At 35.0% G+C, this 18,976-nt stretch carries 22 protein-coding genes; 9 read left to right on the top strand and 13 right to left on the bottom strand.

The window, feature by feature from the left end:
• Positions 1 to 56: 56 nt before the first annotated feature.
• The 3 genes from MR062_RS02910 to MR062_RS02900 all read right to left on the bottom strand — a co-directional run bounded on the left by MR062_RS02910 (position 57) and on the right by MR062_RS02900 (position 3,531).
• Entirely contained in the window at positions 57 to 524 is a 468-nt protein-coding gene (locus MR062_RS02910) for a hypothetical protein (protein ID WP_242202582.1), read from the bottom strand.
• Between the two features lie 254 nt (positions 525 to 778).
• A complete protein-coding gene (locus MR062_RS02905; RefSeq protein ID WP_242202581.1) occupies positions 779 to 1,996 on the bottom strand; it encodes a hypothetical protein in 1,218 nt (405 codons plus the stop codon).
• A gap of 20 nt (positions 1,997 to 2,016) precedes the next feature.
• Positions 2,017 to 3,531: a hypothetical protein gene (locus MR062_RS02900; RefSeq protein WP_242202580.1), complete on the bottom strand. Its 1,515-nt coding sequence runs from the start codon at positions 3,529 to 3,531 to the stop codon at positions 2,017 to 2,019.
• A 160-nt stretch (positions 3,532 to 3,691) separates the two neighbouring features.
• On the opposite strand from MR062_RS02900, the gene MR062_RS02895 reads away from it, so the two are divergent.
• From MR062_RS02895 to MR062_RS02870, 6 genes are all read left to right on the top strand, one after another.
• A complete protein-coding gene (locus MR062_RS02895) occupies positions 3,692 to 4,159 on the top strand; it encodes a hypothetical protein (RefSeq protein WP_242202579.1) in 468 nt (155 codons plus the stop codon).
• A gap of 33 nt (positions 4,160 to 4,192) precedes the next feature.
• Positions 4,193 to 4,675, top strand: a complete 483-nt coding sequence (locus tag MR062_RS02890) for a hypothetical protein (protein WP_242202578.1) — start codon at positions 4,193 to 4,195, stop codon at positions 4,673 to 4,675.
• A gap of 67 nt (positions 4,676 to 4,742) precedes the next feature.
• Positions 4,743 to 5,498, top strand: a complete 756-nt coding sequence (locus MR062_RS02885; RefSeq protein ID WP_242202577.1) for a ceramidase domain-containing protein — start codon at positions 4,743 to 4,745, stop codon at positions 5,496 to 5,498.
• Positions 5,499 to 5,514: 16 nt separating this feature from the next.
• Positions 5,515 to 5,973: a hypothetical protein gene (locus MR062_RS02880; RefSeq protein ID WP_242202576.1), complete on the top strand. Its 459-nt coding sequence runs from the start codon at positions 5,515 to 5,517 to the stop codon at positions 5,971 to 5,973.
• 53 nt (positions 5,974 to 6,026) lie between these two features.
• Entirely contained in the window at positions 6,027 to 6,905 is an 879-nt protein-coding gene (locus tag MR062_RS02875) for an alpha/beta hydrolase (protein WP_242202575.1), read from the top strand.
• 34 nt (positions 6,906 to 6,939) lie between these two features.
• Complete coding sequence (locus MR062_RS02870; protein WP_242202574.1) at positions 6,940 to 7,689, top strand: alpha/beta hydrolase; 750 nt, start codon at positions 6,940 to 6,942, stop codon at positions 7,687 to 7,689.
• Here MR062_RS02870 and MR062_RS17620 read toward each other — a convergent pair.
• The 3 genes from MR062_RS17620 to MR062_RS02860 all read right to left on the bottom strand — a co-directional run bounded on the left by MR062_RS17620 (position 7,674) and on the right by MR062_RS02860 (position 9,732).
• Positions 7,674 to 7,805 (bottom strand): hypothetical protein, encoded by a 132-nt coding sequence (locus MR062_RS17620; RefSeq protein ID WP_262916807.1) that lies wholly within the window; start codon positions 7,803 to 7,805, stop codon positions 7,674 to 7,676. The genes MR062_RS02870 and MR062_RS17620 overlap by 16 nt on opposite strands.
• Positions 7,806 to 8,172: 367 nt before the next feature.
• Entirely contained in the window at positions 8,173 to 8,829 is a 657-nt protein-coding gene (locus MR062_RS02865) for a dioxygenase family protein (protein ID WP_242202573.1), read from the bottom strand.
• Positions 8,830 to 8,913: 84 nt separating this feature from the next.
• On the bottom strand, positions 8,914 to 9,732 hold the full coding sequence (locus MR062_RS02860; protein ID WP_242202572.1) for a hypothetical protein: 819 nt from the start codon (positions 9,730 to 9,732) through the stop codon (positions 8,914 to 8,916).
• Between the two features lie 409 nt (positions 9,733 to 10,141).
• Between MR062_RS02860 and MR062_RS02855 the strand changes: the two genes are divergently transcribed.
• Positions 10,142 to 10,363 (top strand): helix-turn-helix domain-containing protein, encoded by a 222-nt coding sequence (locus tag MR062_RS02855; protein ID WP_242202571.1) that lies wholly within the window; start codon positions 10,142 to 10,144, stop codon positions 10,361 to 10,363.
• A gap of 258 nt (positions 10,364 to 10,621) precedes the next feature.
• On the opposite strand, the gene MR062_RS02850 is transcribed toward MR062_RS02855, so the two are convergent.
• From MR062_RS02850 to MR062_RS02830, 5 genes are all read right to left on the bottom strand, one after another.
• Positions 10,622 to 10,987, bottom strand: coding sequence for a hypothetical protein (locus tag MR062_RS02850; RefSeq protein WP_242202570.1), 366 nt, complete (start codon positions 10,985 to 10,987; stop codon positions 10,622 to 10,624).
• Positions 10,988 to 10,999: 12 nt separating this feature from the next.
• Positions 11,000 to 11,896 carry a M57 family metalloprotease gene (locus tag MR062_RS02845; protein ID WP_242202569.1) on the bottom strand — a complete coding sequence of 299 codons (897 nt, stop codon included), beginning with the start codon at positions 11,894 to 11,896 and terminating at the stop codon, positions 11,000 to 11,002.
• A 331-nt stretch (positions 11,897 to 12,227) separates the two neighbouring features.
• Positions 12,228 to 13,919, bottom strand: coding sequence for a lysine--tRNA ligase (lysS, locus tag MR062_RS02840; protein ID WP_242202568.1), 1,692 nt, complete (start codon positions 13,917 to 13,919; stop codon positions 12,228 to 12,230).
• Positions 13,920 to 14,206: 287 nt separating this feature from the next.
• Positions 14,207 to 14,644 carry a DUF1573 domain-containing protein gene (locus tag MR062_RS02835; RefSeq protein ID WP_242202567.1) on the bottom strand — a complete coding sequence of 146 codons (438 nt, stop codon included), beginning with the start codon at positions 14,642 to 14,644 and terminating at the stop codon, positions 14,207 to 14,209.
• A gap of 111 nt (positions 14,645 to 14,755) precedes the next feature.
• Positions 14,756 to 15,814 (bottom strand): helix-turn-helix domain-containing protein, encoded by a 1,059-nt coding sequence (locus tag MR062_RS02830; RefSeq protein ID WP_242202566.1) that lies wholly within the window; start codon positions 15,812 to 15,814, stop codon positions 14,756 to 14,758.
• A gap of 140 nt (positions 15,815 to 15,954) precedes the next feature.
• Between MR062_RS02830 and MR062_RS02825 the strand changes: the two genes are divergently transcribed.
• Positions 15,955 to 16,113 (top strand): YqaE/Pmp3 family membrane protein, encoded by a 159-nt coding sequence (locus MR062_RS02825; protein WP_119029747.1) that lies wholly within the window; start codon positions 15,955 to 15,957, stop codon positions 16,111 to 16,113.
• A 356-nt stretch (positions 16,114 to 16,469) separates the two neighbouring features.
• On the opposite strand, the gene MR062_RS02820 is transcribed toward MR062_RS02825, so the two are convergent.
• The gene (locus MR062_RS02820; RefSeq protein WP_242202565.1) at positions 16,470 to 16,766 is read right to left on the bottom strand and encodes a GIY-YIG nuclease family protein; all 297 of its coding nucleotides are present in this window, start codon (positions 16,764 to 16,766) and stop codon (positions 16,470 to 16,472) included.
• 455 nt (positions 16,767 to 17,221) lie between these two features.
• Entirely contained in the window at positions 17,222 to 17,518 is a 297-nt protein-coding gene (locus tag MR062_RS02815; RefSeq protein WP_242202565.1) for a GIY-YIG nuclease family protein, read from the bottom strand.
• A 544-nt stretch (positions 17,519 to 18,062) separates the two neighbouring features.
• Here MR062_RS02815 and lipB point away from each other — a divergent pair.
• Positions 18,063 to 18,770, top strand: coding sequence for a lipoyl(octanoyl) transferase LipB (gene lipB, locus MR062_RS02810; RefSeq protein ID WP_242202564.1), 708 nt, complete (start codon positions 18,063 to 18,065; stop codon positions 18,768 to 18,770).
• The last annotated feature ends 206 nt before the right edge of the window (positions 18,771 to 18,976 follow it).

Below are 18,976 nucleotides of genomic sequence, written 5' to 3'. Positions count from 1 at the left end.
GTGTTGGGATGCTTTTAAAAAAACCACAAACATTAACCAATCAAACTAAACTAAAATTATTGTTCCTTTTTCATTTTATCGCCTTTTTTATGGGCTTTATGTTTCATGCCTTCTTTTCTTTTGTGATCCATTTTAGCTTGCGCTTTTTCCCATTTGGCAAATTGCTCTTCGTTTAAAATGATTTTCATTTTTTGCATCATGGCAATTTTATGGTCCAGCATAGCCTTCATCATTTTTGTACGCTCTTCTTGAGATGGTTTTTCACCAGCTTCTCTTTTAGCCTTTCTGGCTTTCATGTGTTCTTTTCTAGCTTTGGCGTTTTCTAAGTTTATGGCGTAGATTTCCTTTTGTTGCTTTTCATTCAAATCAAGGTGTAAAGTCATTTTCTTGGTTTGTAATTCTGCCATATCTTCAGCAGGCATATTCGCCATGTTGTCTCTGTATCTTGGGCCTTCTTTTTTGGGTTCTTGTGCTACAGCCTGAAGGGATACTATGGCCAAAGCGATTAATAAAAGCTTTTTCATACGTTTAAATTTTAGTAATTATTAATAATGAGTTAATTATAAAATTGAGAACGTATGCAACCGCTACGCTCTCACATTAAAAATTTTAAACATTCCTTTTGGTGAAAAAATGCTCAAAATTTATTAATGTTCGTTTCATACGTTTAAATTTTAAGTTGTTCATTTCTAAGACTTTTATGAGCGCTAATGGTTTAATGCATCCCTTTTTTTAACGCTTTTTTAACTAAGAAGGTCAAAGCCTTGGGGTAATAAGGTTATTTTGAAATAGGTACTTGTAGCCCAATACCTGTTTGGAAGTCGGGGGCATTATTAACTAGAAGGTCTTCCTTAAAATAAAGGGATAGCTTTAATTTGGGCCTGCCATAAGTGTAGATAAAGGTCCAGTCCGATAAGGCCCTATATAGTTTTTCTACGCCATGTTGCCAACCGCCATTTATTTCTTGCCATTTGCCCAGCAATTTATAATAATCGGTTTCTTTCAATTTGTTGTAGCGTGATTGGATATGGTAATTCACACTAAAGGCATGGTAATTCTTTTTTTTGGTATATGTAGTGAATTCTAAATCGCTCTCTATAGTGGCCAAAAAGGGGTTGTTGCCCAATTCTATAGGTTCGTCCTTAAAGTTTATTAGATTTTTTCGTAAAACACTGGTGCCAATGCCAATATTAAACTCGTTGCTGTTTTTAAACCTTATCTTTTTTATACCGCTTACTGAAATACCGATATCTAAAGACGGATTATATTGGGAGGTATTAATGCCTAAGTGGCTTCCCAAATTAAAATACAATTGCTTGGTAGGAGATCTTAAAAGGGAAGGATAGTAGTAGTGGCTTAGTTCCAGTCCGCTTATAAAGAAATCGTTCTGATTTAACTTTAAGGTGTTGCCGTTTCTATCGGTATATTCAAAGTTTATTTGGTTTAAGCCATAATACCTTCTGCCGTACGGATCTTTACCTCCCCAAATGTTACTGTGGAACCATTCAATAAATTCATCGTTGGTAAAAAACGAAAATGGATATTTGCCTTTGGTAATTAAATAGGATCTAAGGGAAATTCCTAATTCGTGATGTTTGTTTATTGGCAAGTTATAGTTAACCCTAAACTCTTTAATGACTGCATCAATAACAATGTTCATATAATCGGCCGGGGTGGTTTCTTGATCAACAAAATTAAACGACCTGTTGTACCAAATCACTTGGCTCAGTTGCTTTCTAACTTCTGGATTTTTGGGGAAATAGGCTTCAACAAAAGGGTGGAAGTTGTTTCCACTGGAATAGTTAAAGGAAAACGTAGATGTATTTGGAGGTGAGATTTTGAAGTTTTGTTCAATCCTTGAGCTAAAAATCCCAAAATGATGCGTGGCTAAAATATTGGGTTTGTCGATACCGTTTTTAATGGATAGACTGTCGGTTTGTGCCAATAATATGGTATGGCAACAACAGATAAAATACCAAATGGATTTTTTTAGCATTCAACAAAAGTAATTAAAGTTTAATTATCTGTTGTTGTCATGCCGTTAACTAGCTTAAGGGTAACGTGATAGAGGTCTTGCTTTTCCATTTTGCTTTTTAACCAGGCGTAAAAACTCATAACGAAAATATCTTCTTTTTGCGGGCCTATCCATTCAAAGGAAGATTCAACCTTATTTTTAAAAGATTTTGAAGTGATGTTTTCGGGGTGTTTGAAATAGTGTTCCACGAGTTGCACATACGTAATGGCCCGTAATTGGTTTATGCTTTTTAAGTATTTAAAATGGTTTCTTTTAAAGCTTAATAACCTAGATTCAACTAGATCGATATGTTCTAGCTCTATATACAATAAGATTTCAATCAAGTTTTTCTTTATTACCCATTCTTTTCCAGCTTTCTCTGTGTACCAAGTGTCTGAATGGTTAAATTTTGAAAAAATATGCTGTGCCTTTTTAAAATCACTCTTCTGAAAATAAAACATCACCAGACTTAAATAAATGTCCAATAAGGATTCTATGTCAGCGTGTTTTTTTTCAATAAGGCTTTCCAAGAGTTCAATGGCGAGGTGTTGCTTATTGGTGAAATTATAGTTTAAGGCCAGAAGTAAATTATATTTGAGCTTAGCATTGTTGTAGTATTTCTTTTTTTGCAGTAACATTTGATTGTGCATTGTTTCAAGATAGGTCATGGATGCGCTAAATTTTTTATTCCTAAATAAGGTATTGGCTATTAGGTATAAAATTTGAATATGGTAAAAAAGTTGCTTCTCTTTGTTTTTATGGCTAAGTATTAGTTTGTAACTGTTTACTAAAAAGGGCTCCGTTTTTAAATAGTCGTGGGTGACAAATGCCGATAGGCCAACAATAGACATAAGTTGGTAAAGCGATTTGAAGGACATGGATTCGTTTAGGGATATATTGTGCTCCTGTAACGTATTATTTAAAAGGGATTGTAAATCAATAATGTTGCCCTTGTAAATAATGTTGTTTAGGGCTTCCCTTATTTTGGCATAAACCATGTTAAGTTGGTCTTCTAGATGATGATTTTTTTTGTTTTGATAGTACTTATTTATAATTTCTTCTAAAGCGACCGAAGGAAAAGCATGGGCGTATTGAATTTTGGTATGATAAATTTCATTGAGCAATGAAAATAAATGGTGTTGGGAGGCTAGGGACTCCGCTTTATCCAGAATTTTATAAGCTATTCTGTATTGTTTGTACAGCAAGCACTTTCGTGCAGCTAATATGTATTTTATAATTTGCATGTCGGTAGAGTTTTCTTCCTCCAAGCCTTTTGTAGCAATAAAATCGATTAGTGATTGATACAGTCTTTTTCGAAGTGCATGGAAAGCATTTGACTTGTGGGTTTTATATAATTTAAAACAGATGTCGTTTTGTGATAATGAGCCGTCCAATAAATTCTTAAAGAGTTGGATATTTTTGGTGTCGTTCCTTTTGTTCTTTTTGGCTAAATAAGAAATAAACTGTTGTTGCTCTTCGGGGGTTAACGTTAATGCAATGGTGCTTATGTTGTTCATTTAATCGTCATATAATATTATAATACTTTAATAAATATAGTTATTTATAAGATAATATATTAAAATATATCGTCAGTTTTTATAATAAATTGTTTTTCAATAACTATGTGAAATATGCAGTTTTGCTTTGTAATTAAACAAAATTGACCATCGGGTTAACATGAAACTCAAACAAGTAAATACAGCATTTGTTGTTACCACAGGAATTTCGGTTTTGATTTTTATTTATCTGGTTTTTTTAGGATACGATGAAATAAAAACGTTAAAGGATGTTATTAAAATAATTGCCTCTATCTTGTTTCCTATTCCTATGCTGTTTTTTGTTAGGTTTATTTTAATTGAACACTTTCTCCCTAAAAATACCGATGCATATAAGTTGAAAAACCAGCGACCTGCTACTATTTTATTGATAGTTACTGTAATTGGAGGTTTAATACTTATGCATTTTATTGAATGGCTAACAAACCAAAAACTTGAGGACAACTTAATCTTTGCGCATTTAATCAATTCAACCACAGTTAGCAGCTACGTGCTTAACTATATTTTATATAACAATTTAAGGGCCAATGGTATTTTAAGTGGTGTACTGTTGTCGTTGGCCATACATGTGTTTTTTATTTCTAATTAAAATAACAAAGTTCAACCATCTAAATTTAAAATTATGAATCAATTCATTAGCAATTCAACATCCAGTAGTAATTCTAAAAAACGAGAATTGTTATTTACGTTTCAATCCATTATTGTAACAGGACTGTTAGCTTTTACAGCCATAGCATTTTTCTTTTATAACCATTTGTCTATAGTTAAAGGTATTAAAGTAGTGTTTGCTCCATTTTTATCTGTAGTACCATTGCTTTTCGTGCTTTCTATACTTAGGGATTTACGTAAAGGGTTTATTGAAGGTAATTATGGCAAGTCTCAGGTTATTAAGTTTTGTTTGATAACGGTTGCCATAACAGCAACTTTTACATTGGTTACATTTTTACTGTCTAAAATTGGTGCATTGGAAATTTTGTTAGCCGCTATTATGGCCATTCTAAGTATCGTATTCTTTTTAAGAGCTAAGATTAAGGATATTTTGGGTATGAGTATTATTACAGGGATCGCAGAGGGCATTATTATTTATATGATCTTTTTGTTTTGATGGTTGGTTAGCTAACTGAAACCCTGCAGTTATTTTAAGACTGTGGGGTTTAAAAACCTGTAATCATATGAACAGCAAAATTAATAGAGAACGTATAGGGGTGGGTATCCTAATTGCTCTAGCCATTTTTTCGGTTATAGGCATTTGTTTAGTTGGTCCAATTCAGCAGGATCAATTGTATCATAACTTTAGTGATTCTTTTAAGGTCTTCAATATTGCTAATTTCTGGAATGTTGTTTCAAACGTACCATTTACTATAGTTGGTGTTTTTGGGCTAGTTAATTTGAATAAAATTTCGGGAAATAAAATCCAATATCTTGTCCTTTTTATTGGAATCCTACTTGTTTCAATAGGGTCAGGCTATTACCATTTACACCCAAATAATACAACTTTGGTTTGGGATAGATTGCCAATGACCATTGTTTTCATGACATTGGTAACAATTATAATTAGTGAATTTATTAAGCCCAAGCTCGGGAAGGTGCTTTTAATGCCTTTAATTCTTGTTGGAATTCTGTCTGTTTGCTATTGGGTGGGTTTTAGCGATTTAAGACCATATGTTTTAATACAGTTTTATCCAATGTTTGCAATGCCAATAATTTTAATAAGTTTTAAATCTAGTTTTACCAAGAGCTTTGGATATTGGGTGCTTTTAATAGCTTATATAATCGCGAAAGTATGTGAGTATTTCGATAAAAAACTATTTGATTTTTTATCAGTAATAAGCGGGCATTCTCTAAAGCATATTTTATCGGCAATTGGTTTAGCTGTATTGGTTTATACCTATATAAAACGACGTAAAATAACTTTAAATACAATTTAACCTTAAAAATATAATAATGAAAGTATTAACCCTTTTTTTAGTCATGCTATTGTCTGTGTCTTGTATAGAACCCAAAACGGATAATAAAAGTGTAATTTCTTCAAATCCTTATTTAATTGGTAATTGGTCTGGCGAAGGAAGATTTTTAAATATTGACTTTAATAAAGAAATGGGGGGGATTCCTATTAATATTGAAATAAAGGATAACTATGAAATTTATGGAACTATAGGTGATGCTGAACTAATAAATGTATCTATGGCTAAAGCTAAATATGGATTTGAAATAAAAGGAAAGTTGAGTACAAGAATTAAGGAGCAGACTAAGATGGATAAAGATCATTTTATTTTGCTATTGGTCTTGCCTGAAGAGGACAGGGAAAAAGCAACGGTATCTGATGCTAACTTTCATCTAAAGAGTAATTATATTTTTGATTTAGCTATGAGGGTTGGTGGCGTGAGTTTAATGAAGCTATAACCACAATTAGTTGTTTTTTAAAATTGTATCTTAGTGTTTTAACGAGTTCACTAATGCCTTATTGGTTACATATAACTGTTATTGTGCTTGTGGTATACATTGCAATTAGTATCGCATTATATTATTTGCAGGACTATATGTTGTTTAAGCCTGAAAAGCTTCCCAAGGATTTTAAATTTTATTACGATAATCAAGATACCAAGGAGTATAATCTTGAAACCAGGGATGGAGCAGTAATTAATGGGTTATTGTTTAAGCCCAAGGGAACGCCCAGAGGCGTTGTATTATATCTTAAGGGAAACTCAAAGAGTATAAGGGGCTGGGGAAAATTTGCAGTAGACTTTACAAGGCATAATTTTAGTGTTTTAATGGTCGACTACAGAGGTTTTGGGAAAAGTACCGGAAAACGTTCAAGTAAAGCCATTAAAAGGGATTTGCAGGAAGTGTATAATAAAATTAAGGAGCGTATTTCAGAAGATAGGATTATTCTCTACGGAAGGTCTTTAGGCTCTGGATTTGCGGCAAAGCTAGCATCGTTAAACAATCCTAAAATGCTCATTTTAGATGCGCCATATTATAGTTTAACCAAGGTTACGGCACGTTATGCGCCGTTTATGCCATTGTCTGTTTTAATAAAATATCCGTTGCCTACCTACAAATGGTTAAAGTATGTAAGATGCCCTATCCACATAATACATGGCACCAACGATAAACTTATTCCCTATAAGACCAGTATAAAATTATCTAAGGTGAATTCAAAACTAACAAGGCTTCATACCGTTATTGGTGGGGGACATAAAAACTTAAATAATTTTGAATCCTATCATAAAATGATACATGATATTTTAAATACAACACCACAAGATATCGATTTGTCAACGACCAGCATCCATGTTAAACACAACTCCAAACCTAATAAAACAGAAGCTTAAAAGGATAATTTTTATTTTTATAGGCCTTTATGTTATGACCTTAGCAACGCTATATGTTTTTCAAGAAAAGCTACTGTTCTTATCCACGGCATTAGACCAGGGCTATCAGTATCGGTTTAACCATGATTTCGAAGAGTTGTTTTTAACGGCCCAGGATGGGGCCATATTAAATGCTGTTCATTTTAAGGTTAAAGCCCCTAAAGGTGTCATCTTATACTTTCACGGTAATGCGGGCGATTTATCAAGATGGGGAACAATGGCCGGGCCTTTTGTAGAAAAGGGGTATGATGTGCTTATTATGGATTACAGAACCTATGGCAAGAGTACTGGAAAACTTAGTGAAGCTGTTTTTTATACCGACGCCCAATTATTCTATACCTATTTGAAGCAAGATTATAATGAGCGGGATATTACAGTTTACGGACGCTCATTAGGAACGGCTATGGCGGCATTTTTGGCATCGAAATATAATCCTAGGCAACTTATTTTGGAAACGCCCTATTATAGCATGAGCGATGTTGCAGCATATAGGTTTCCATTTTTTCCTGTAAAAAAACTATTGAAGTATAAATTTCCTAGTTATCAATACATTTCAAAAGTTAAATGCCCTATTACCATATTTCATGGTACAGACGATGAAGTTGTGCCTTTGATGTCTGCTAAAAAGTTGTTTCAGGAGGCTCCAAAACCACAAACCGACTTTGTTCTTATAAAAGGAGGAAACCATAATAATTTAATGGCGTTTGAGGATTATCAATCCAAGGTAGATTATATTTTACCATAAGGCATTACAATAGCGCCACCTTCAATTCTTAAAGAAAACATAAAATTACCAAAAGCGCTGTTAAACATTTCTAAATTACTTTTAGGATTCGGATAAATTGCGTCTCTTTGTACCATATTTAGATTTAAATATAAGCAAGTAATTTTTTCATAACATAAATTAGTTGTTAGTAAATAAATTTAGTTTAGTTGGTTAGTTAGTTGAAAAGCCCGGTAGTTTTACCGGGCTTTTTATTTGTATTGGCTTGACAGATATTGTCTTTGTGGCATTTCTATCTTTCAAAAATTAAAACGTCGAAAACCGATAGCCTTCCTCCTTTAATTTGGTAATGAGTTCATCTAGTTTTAAATAGAATTTATCGGTTCTTTTTGGACTGGTGCCCGGATGGATTAGTAGGTGAAAACCATTCAAATGGTTTATGGATAGATACTTGTAAATGCTTTCTAAAATTTCATTGCTTGAGCTAATGTTGTGCAATGATTCTTATTCATATTCTGGAATATTCAATCCTAAAATTAAATCTCTGTGCGCTGTCAAAATCCCGTCTTCCATTTTGAGTTTTATAATTCCAGAACCACCTCGATTTTTTTGAGATTGCTTTTTGTCTTCTGTGAGAAGCGGGTCGCTTTCAAAAAGATAACTATCAATATAATATGGTATTGTGTTAGGTTCTTTTACATAAATATGGATATGTTCTGGTTCTTGTATCTCGGGATAAGGCGTAGGTCTGAAAGTATAAAAAGTAAACGTCCCACTTTTATCAGTTTTTAACCAGCCTCGATATTGTCCGTGATTTTTTTCCCAACTAATCGGTTTTTGGCTGGGTTGATAAATCCCATTTCTATCAACGTGATAAACGTACAGTAGAATGTTTTCTGCAGGTGTCTTTCCGTCTTTTTTAAAAACGGTTCCTGTTATTTTAATTTTTGGATTATTCTCATTGAATCCGGGAAGAGTATCCGTTGGTTTTGGTGTTATATTAAGCATTTTATAATCCAATAAGGCTTCACAGTCTTGACAAGGTCTACCAACTTTTCTTTCAATTTCAGAATTGGATTGTCCTTTACAGGAAACGATAAAGAAAGTCAGAAGAAGTATTCCCAAATATTTTTTCATTGTCTTTTGTTCTATATGTTTCATAACAGTTTATTAATGAGTGAATTTAAGCGTAATTGAAAACTTTATGCTAGTGCCAAACCATTTTAGTACAGTTGGCAACATCGTTTAGTAGTCATAAAACTCCTTTAGGATAATGGCTTTGCCTTTAGTTCGTTTTTTCAGTTCCTTTAAGATATAATACCTATGCATAAAACCGCATAATACAACCATTCTTTTGCCTTTGTTTTGTTCGGCAATGGTCATAATATTTTTTGCCATGGTTTGGTTTCTTAAATCCCAAAAATCGGCCCAAAGTTGATAGCCTTCTCTGTAACTTATGTTCTCGCCATTTGGTTTTGTTAAAAAGGTATTGGCAAATTCCGCTCGTGTATTAGTGATTTTTGGAACCATTTGGTATTGGTAAAACTGGCGGTACTCGCACAAGCTATCTGCAGTAGGATTGTTCCAGGCTTCTGGACTTTTTGCAGCAATATCTATTAAGGGTTCTAAAGCGGCATTATAAGTTTTAACTATATCTGCTTCAAATGTTGTTAAGGCATTGGCCATATACAAGCTGTCAACTAATCTTAGGGTTAGCCTATCGGTTGGGCGCATTCCCTTATTAATTCTATATTGGTTTCTGCCTTCAAACTCGTATGGTCTTAACTGGGTAGTTGGATATTTTTTAATGTATTTTGAAGAAGCTTTGCCTTCATTTTCGCTAGGGGGGTCTATAAATTTAAATTCTGAATCAAAAGCAGAAGAGTCCCGTTCATGTAATATTAAATCGGGCTTTACTTGTTCCAAGATGTTGAAAAGCGTCTCCGAATTAAAATTAGGTACCGGTTCGTGTTGGGTGCCAATAACAATTATTTCTGTTGGCTTTTCGGTTTTACAGGAAATTAGTGTTGTTAATGTAAGTAATACGAATGTGATTTTTTTCATGTTTTTAATTGTTGTTTGCAGTCTTGACTATGGGGAGGTTTATGGTTTGTACTTAGTTGTAGCCAGGCCATCAAATATAGATTAAAATTTTAAAAGCGGTGATTGAAGGTAGTAGGGCAACATATATTATAGCCTTAAGTTTGGGCATTCACATTTCCTCAAGTAGTCGCTAATTCTTCGTAAAGCAAAAACAACATTCTGAATATCTTTTCGGTCAAAAGTGTTCTCTTCGATGTAAAACAACATCTCAACGCCCAAATCCAGACATTTTGCGAATTCCTCAGGAGAAAAAGAAGTATCACTCACTAATTTTGAAAAATCTATATCTTGCTTTTTCATCGGACTTGTCATATATGGCATTAATAGCTACAAATATAAACCTTTTATTGACTTGTCAAATATGGCAAGTATGAAAAAATCGGAAGTTTTAAAGATTGTAGGTCAGAACATAAAAAGAATTAGACAGGAAAAAGGTCTAACGCAGGTAGATTTGGTCGGTAAAATAGAGGCTCGGATTGATACAACAAATATTTCAAGAATTGAACAAGGAAGAACTAATGCTACCATTCATACCTTATTTAAAATTAGCCAAGCTTTGGAAGTTCCTTTGTCGGAAATTTGCGAAGTATAATTTCCAAAGATGTTTGATTTGCCTTTTTTTAATTTGGTTGTGGCTTAATTTGGGTAAGGTTACAATACCCAGAGTGCTTTGAATACTTTTTACGAAGGTTAACTGCCATATATGTTATCTTACAGATAAATATAATGGAAAATGTTGACTTTTGACAATAACTTGGAGTAATTTACTAGAGTTATTAGGGTTTTTGAATAGAACCTTATTTTAATATATTAGGGGTTGAGTAACGGCCAGAATTGTTAAGGGCTTTTATTATTCTATGATAATATTAATTTTAAAAATTGTTTTTTGATTTAAATTATCATCACCAATAGAAGAGGATTTAGTTATTTCAACGTACTCAGTTCCAGTAAAATTTTGGGCGGGCTTATAATTGTATATCAAACCACTTTCTTCAAAAGTTACTTTACTTATTTCATAGTTTTTAGCTTGTTTGGTTATTTCAATATTCCCTTCTGATGGAAAAGAACCTAAAGAGAATTCTATATTTTGATTTTGACCAATTGTAGCATCTAAATCTAAATATTCAATTTCAGGATTCTGTATCTCATCTTTGGAATCACATCCGGATGAAGCAAGTAATCCCAAAGCCAATAGCAATAAATATATCTTTTTCATAATTTTATTTTTTCAATACAACGACTCTAAAGCTACTATGTCAAAGTTACTAAATTCTCCTGTTTCGAAAGCATTAAAACAAGATAACATAACTGAATTCATGTCAATATTTGTTGTTTCAGGTGTTCCCGGGATATGTATGGCACCAACTCCAGCATCTCCTTCATTGCCGCCAGTTCCGCATGATATTGCTCTGTCAAAAAAATCAGTATGTCTTAATCCTATAGTGTGTCCAATTTCATGTGTATAAACATGCTCACAAACATCGATGCCTAAACTTGCTGTTGCTCCTGATACATTTACAGTAGGGTAAGGACTTCCGCCACTTGGAAAACCAGAAGAGCCACCTGGGTCTCCACTGGACTGAAAGACTGCTATATCGCTATCATTTTGAGCTGCGAGTGCTTGAAAAATTGTTGTAACGGTTCTAAATTCTAAAGTAAACGTTAAATCAATATTAAGATTATTATAGTTCTCAATTGCATTAATCAAGCCTTGCCTCAAATTATTGTGATATATATTTATTCCTATAACGTGTATGCTCTGCGGAGTATTGACTAAATTAGTTGTTCTAAACTGTTTTGACTTATTTTGTTTTTGGATTTTTAAGTGTTCTTCTGTCATTGATTTTAATGAATCCTTTCTTATTTCTATATCATTTTCCATTAAATAATAGATATAGGTCAAATGATTAACATAGTCTATTCTTTCCATAACTACTCCTGAACTTCCAACAAATCCAAGCTTTTGAAGGGATTCTATATCATCTTTTGGTACTTGATAATTTTCCAATAATCTTGATTTTCCAAAAATAAATTCTGAAATTTCACTATTTTTAACATGTTCATTTGAACAAGAAAAAGCGAAAGCGACTACAAATAAGATAATTAGTTCTTTAGTTGATTTCATGATTTTTTCTTTAAAATTTATGTATACTTCTTTTTTTAAGTCTCTATTAGACTAATCTAATCCAGGCCACTGTGTTTTAATTGCCCATAACAAAGTTGTATATCGTTGCCACAGTCGCTATATTCTCATAACAAGTAAGTAAATACAACAATAATATGTTAAGTTTATGTATATATTAATAAATAAATTTTGAAGTGACCATTTCGTGACCAAAAATTCGCTATCATCTGCTACCATCTGCAAACAAAAAAGGATTCACCGTGAAGTAAATCCTTTAAAACTATATATGAGATTCTGAATCAAGTTCAGAATGACAATTTTAAAAAGTATGTTATAGAACCTCTACAAATAGGCCGTCGTCATTTTTTAAAACTTGTGCTACTTTCTTGCTGGTCAATCCTTTAATGGTCTTATCCCATTTCTTGTTGCTCAGTCCAGACTGTCCTTTAAGGCCATTTAATTCAATAGGAGAGTTGGCTTTAAGGAGGTTAAACACCGCTTTTTCATCTTCGCTCAATTCCACCTGTTTTTTTTCTGGTCTCATTTGCGGGAAGAACAACACTTCCTGTATGGATTGGTTATTGGTCAAGAACATAATCAAGCGGTCCATGCCTATACCCATTCCCGAGGTAGGGGGCATACCGTATTCCAAGGCACGTAAAAAGTCGTAATCTATGGTTGCCGTAGCTTCTTCGTCACCTTTTTTGGCCAGTTCCAATTGGTGCTCAAAGCGTTCGCGTTGGTCTATAGGGTCGTTAAGCTCAGAATAGGCATTTGCAATTTCCTTACCGCAAACCATGAGCTCAAAACGCTCGGTAAGCTCTGGGTTGTCGCGGTGCTCCTTACACAACGGACTCATTTCTTTTGGGTAATCGGTAATAAAGGTAGGCTGTATGTAGTTGCCCTCGCATTTTTCACCAAAAATCTCGTCAATAAGCTTGCCCTTGCCCATGGTGTCATCGACTTCAATGCCCATGTCTTTGGCGGCTTGCCTTATTTCGGCCTCGCTCTTTCCGGTAATATCAAAGCCAGTAAACGCTTTTATGGAGTCGGCCATAGTTACCCTAGGGTAAGGCGCTTTAAAATCGATATCGTGTTCCCCAAAAGTAGCTTTGGTGGTGCCGTTTACGGCCATGGCGCAATGCTCCAATAAGCGTTCACAGAAATCCATCATCCAGTTATAGTCCTTATAGGCCACGTAAATTTCCATAGCCGTAAACTCTGGGTTGTGGGTACGGTCCATACCCTCGTTACGGAAGTTTTTGGAGAATTCGTAAACCCCATCAAAACCACCAACAATTAGGCGTTTTAAGTACAGTTCGTTGGCTATACGCATATAGAGCGGTATATCCAGGGCATTGTGGTGGGTAACAAACGGACGTGCCGCTGCACCACCAGCAATAGGTTGCAATACAGGGGTTTCTACTTCAAAATACCCAGCATCGTTAAAAAACTGACGCATGGCATTGAACAGTTTGGTACGCTTTACAAAAACGTCCTTAACGTGGGGGTTAACCACCAAATCGGCATAACGCTGACGGTAACGCAATTCGGGGTCATCAAATTTATCGTGTAGGTTGCCTTCGGCATCCTGTTTAGGTAATGGAAGGGGTTTAAGAGCTTTGCTCAGTAGGGTGAAGTCTTTAACCATAATGGTTTTTTCACCAACTTTTGTAGTGAACAGTTCGCCTTCAACACCAATAAAATCGCCAATATCCAATAGTTTTTTATAAACGGTATTGTATTTGGTTTTGTCGTCACCAGAGCATATTTCGTCCCTGTTAAAATATAACTGAATACGTCCTTCGGCATCCTGTAATTCTGCAAAACTGGCACTGCCTTGAATACGTCTGGACATTAAGCGTCCGGCAATAACTACGGTAGCGCCTTCTTTAAAATTGGTCTTTATCGACTTTGAACTGTCTTTTACGGGGTATAAATCGGCTGGATAAGGGTTAATGCCCAGCGCGAGTAAATTTGCTAATTTCTCTCTTCTTACAAGTTCTTGCTCTGATAATTGCATGCTATTGTGATTTTTTAAACCAGCCTTTAATGGCCAGGTGCAAAATTACATTATTTAGTCACAATAGCACACAACATTTTTAATAAGCTTGTGCCTGTTGTGCATTTTGATAAAATTCTGCCAACCTGCCTGCCAGCAGGCAGGTAAGAATTTTAATCGTTGAAATTGTTCTCGATACGTCCCGACAGTAAACGTCGGGACACTCGAACTGACATTTAGTACTAGTTTGCCCCAAAATGCACAACGGCTTAAGCTTATACATAATTATAAAGCGCTGAAATAAAAATTTAGCTTTTAGGAGCTTCAGCAGGCTCTGGCTTTAATACCTCGCCTTTAATTCTAAGAATTTTGTTTGGCTCGGAAGCATTGGAAGTTATGGTAACCGTTTTAGTGAATTTACCAACCCTATTGGTAGCATATTTCACCTCAATTTCACCTTTCTCACCAGGAAGAATTACATTTTTACTGTAAGTTGGTACCGTACAGCCACAAGAGCCTTTTGCTTTAGAGATAACTATAGGCGCATCGCCAGTGTTAGTAAATTTAAAAACGCGTAAACCGTCGGCATTATGCGCTATGGTCCCATAATCGATTTCTTCGCTTTCAAAAGTAAAAACACCTGCTTTTTCAGTTTTGGCTTCTTCTTGTGCAAAACTAAAAGCAGAGACCAAAAGGAATAACGTAAATAAGAACTTTGTAGTTTTTTGATTTAATGTGTAAGTCATGATTATTTAGATTTAAAAATTATTGATGTAACAAACATGGGCATATCTTTTGGAAAAAACTAATAAAGCGAGATTGAAAAAGGTACTAGTACCTAATTTTTATTGAGATAATTATTTGTTAAACAATGACTTAGCTTCATTTCTGTTTTGTACGTTTAACTTCCTGTAAATGTTGTTTACATGGGTTTTTACGGTGCTTAGGCTTACAAAAAGGGCATCGGCTATTTCTTTATTCGATTTGTCTTCCAGTAATAAATTTAGAATATTCTGCTCTTGCCGTGTCAATTGCTCTTTACTGTTGTTAGACATCCGTTTCTTGAATTTTTTAAAGGACACAAGCAAAAGTATATTAGCCACTATGGAGACAAAGAGTAAGCCATATAGCAGGTAATTCCAGTTAAAAGCCTTGTTTTCGACCCCTCTGTCGAGAATAAACTCATCAGAATTCAATTCGTTACGGTATTGTTGGGTATAAGTAGCGTTAGGGTAGGCCGCTGTCAATTTTTTAAGTAAGTCTTCGTAAAAGGGGTTGGTCTTTAAATCTTCCAAATAATACTGGTGCAGGCTATTTCTTCTGTCCGAAAGGTAAGTGTAGATATAAAGTTCCGCCAGGGGTTCATTAAGGCTTTGGCCAAAATCCTGTAATGTTTTAAACCATTTTTTGTTGTTCAGTGTCCTGTTGGCTTCACTCCTAAACGCACTATAGGCATATTTCATTTCATCGATAAGGGAGTCTATTTTAATAAGGGACAGGGCCTTTTCGTTTTTCGATTTCACATCGCAAAACATTTGGTGGTCGAAAGAAAACGGAAACTGCAGGGTGTCGGTGCGTTTTGCAATAAACAGTATGGCCTTACTATCATCGCAATGGCCGTTAAAATGGGTGTTGTCAGGGAGGTCTTCCGTACAGTTATCGACATGTATTCTATAGATGCGATAATTGTCCTCTAGCATATTGCCGGTAAATTCGAAGTAGCCGTTAGCATCTGCTTTAACCTTATCAATAATCTGTTCTTCATAAATCCCAGACAGGTGCCTGTAATCGTCTATAATGGAGAGGTACACATTATCGTGCCATTTATTTTTATCAATTTGCCCAGAAAATTTATATTGGGCATTGGCATAACCCGATATAAGGAATAGCACAAAAATATATTGACGTACATTCATATTACGAAACTAACTATTTTCTTTGAATGAATTAGCCAAGACTAAAAATTTAGTAGTTTAGAATAAATTTCGATAAACTGTAACAAGTACTAAGGGTTTGCGTCAAACGAGTATCAATCAATCAAAAAAATAAAAAATTCATGAGTTTCTGGAGAGTTTTACTGTCTATTATATGCCCCCCTTTAGCGGTTATAGATAAAGGTTGTGGCTCTATATTTATAGTGTTCTTGTTATGGCTTTGTGGCTGGGTGCCCGGGGTGATAGCGGCGTTGGTTATTCTTAACAACCCCAACCGTTAATTTATTTAAGCTTTTTTCATTTAAAAGAGGAATCGATACATCATTTTTGCCAAAGGTTTTATGGCAAATGGCAAGCCACCGTGCTATCCGCTATAGTTTTTTAAAATTTTGGATTTTAAAAAAGCTGTCGCTCCTATCACTTTTGCGGGGTGCAGGAAGTTGGAAGATAAAGCTGCCAAATAATTATCAATTGCCAAGGAGCAGTTTTTTTACCACCTCGTCTTTATGCCGTTTCCACATAATGAATTCACTCCACTTTAAAAGAGAGAGTATAAGTGACAGTTTTTTTTACTTTAAAAGTCTGTCGTTGTCAGTTCGAGTGAAATGCGGAGGTACGACGTATTTAGTATCGAGAACTATTTGGAACGAAACTTTTTCTTGGCAAGATTGGGCAATTTATCAAATTCGTTATTGATTAGGGCTTCTTTTTTAGCCCTAGACCATTTTTTGATTTGCTTTTCTGTTGTAATAGCGATTTCAGGCTGCGTAAATTCAGCATAAAACACAAGGTGTAAAGGTCTTCTGGAATAGGTATAGCTATCTTTATGTTTCCCAGATTGGTGTTCAATAAGCCTCTTTTCTAGGTTTGAAGTAATTCCTGTATAGTAGGTGTTGTCTGAGCATTTGAGAATGTAAACATAGTAGGTTTTCATGTTTTAAATATAGAGATTTCTCTTTACTTCTCGATAGTTCTGCTGAGCAGGACCGAAGTACAATTTTACTCCACTCTGTTCCGTAAAACCCCTAGAAGTGACAAGCATTTATTAACGTATAAAGTCTGCTGATGTCAGTTCGAGTGAAATACGGAGGTACGACGTATTTAGTATCGAGAACTATTTAAAGGCTGAAATTTTAATCAACCTGTCGGCAAGGAGTTTCTCGATGGCTCTACTTAGCAGGGTCGAAGTGCAATTTTACTCCACTCTGTTCCGTAAAACCACTCGAAGTGACAAGCTTCTCGATAGTTCTGCTGAGCAGGGTCGAAGTACAATTTTACTCCACTCTGTTCCGTAAAACCACTCGAAATGACAAGCTTTTATAAACTTATAATGTCTGTTGATGTCAGTTCGAGTGAAATACGGAGGTACGACGTATTTAGTATCGAGAACTATTTGGAACGAAACTTTTTCTTGGCAAGATTGGGCAATTTATCAAATTCGTTATTGATTAAAGCTTCTTTTTTAGCCCTGGACCATTTTTTGATTTGCTTTTCTGTTGTAATAGCGATTTCAGGCTGCGTAAATTCAGCATAAAACACAAGGTGTAAAGGTCTTCTGGAATAGGTATAGCTATCTTTATGTTTCCCAGATTGGTGTTCAATAAGCCTCTTTTCTAGGTTTGAAGTAATTCCTGTATAGTAGGTGTTGTCTGAGCATTTGAGAATGTAAACATAGTAGGTTTTCATGTTTTAAATATAGAGATTTCTCTTTACTTCTCGATAGTTCTGCTGAGCAGAGTCGAAGTACAATTGTTCCGTAAAACCACTCGAAGTGACAAGCTTTTATTAACTTATAAAGTCTGTTGTTGTCAGTTCGAGTGAAATACGGAGGTACGACGTATTTAGTATCGAGAACTATTTAAAGGCTGAAATTTTTATCAACCTGTCGGCAAGGAGTTTCTCGATGGCTCTACTTAGCAGAGCCGAAGTACAATTTTACTCCGCTCTGTTCCGTAAAACCACTAGAAGTTGTAAAAGCTTCTCGATAGTTCTGCTGAGCAGGACCGAAGTACAATTTTACTCCACTCTGTTCCGTAAAACCACTCGAAGTGACAAGCATTTATTAACTTATAAAGTCTGCAGATGTCAGTGTCGAGTGTACCGACGTTTACTGTCGGGATGTATCGAGAACTATTATAAAAGACTAAAATTTTTATATGCCTCTTGGTAGGGAGATCTGTGTGAAAGTTCACAAAAATCAAATGAAAAATTTCATGTACTTTTGCAGCCTATGAATAAGCAAATTACACTGCAGGATTTAGGGTATAAAGACTATAAACAAACCTGGGATTATCAAGAGGAATTGTTTAAAGGTATTGTTGATACAAAAATTAGCAATAGACGAACCAATACCAACTTAAAGACCAATAACTACTTTTTGTTTGTAGAGCATCCGCATGTGTATACTTTAGGTAAAAGTGGCGATTTGTCCAATTTGCTTTTAAATGAACAGCAGCTAACTGAAAAGGGAGCTGTGTTTTATAAAATAAATCGCGGTGGCGATATTACTTACCATGGTCCTGGGCAAATTGTGGGCTACCCCATTTTAGACCTGGAAAATTTCTTTACCGATATTCACAAGTACCTCCGGTTTTTAGAGGAGATGATTATTTTAACCTTAGCCGAATATGGTATTGAAGCGACACGAAGCAAAGGGGAGACAGGGGTTTGGTTGGATGTGGGAACACCCTTTGCCCGTAAGATTTGTGCTATGGGCGTACGTGCCAGCAGGTGGGTAACCATGCATGGGTTCGCGCTTAACGTGAATGCCAATTTGGGCTATTTCGATAACATCATTCCGTGTGGTATTCGTGGTAAAGCCGTAACGTCCTTAAATGTTGAATTGGGTGTAGAAACTGTAGATATTGCAGAGGTTAAAGCAAAACTACTAAAGCATTTTACCGCACTTTTCGAAGCTGAATTTGTGGAACAAGTATAACGTGAACTTTCAGGTTTTTAATGCATTCAGGATGTTAGTTCGAGTGAGTTGGAACTTGTTTCAGAATTGTATGCCTATTAACGTGAATCTTGTTTAAGAATAAGTATGTCTCTTCTGTCTTCGAGTGTACCGACGTTTGCTGTTGGTATGTATCGAGAAGTGCTTTAAATCTATAAATTTTCTTGTTATTGGAACGCTAACTGGCG

It is taken from the genome of Aestuariivivens insulae, assembly GCF_022662195.1.
Classification (GTDB): domain Bacteria; phylum Bacteroidota; class Bacteroidia; order Flavobacteriales; family Flavobacteriaceae; genus Aestuariivivens; species Aestuariivivens insulae.
The sequence above is the reverse complement of the archived record's forward strand: the minus strand, read 5'-3'. Positions and strand labels throughout refer to the sequence as shown.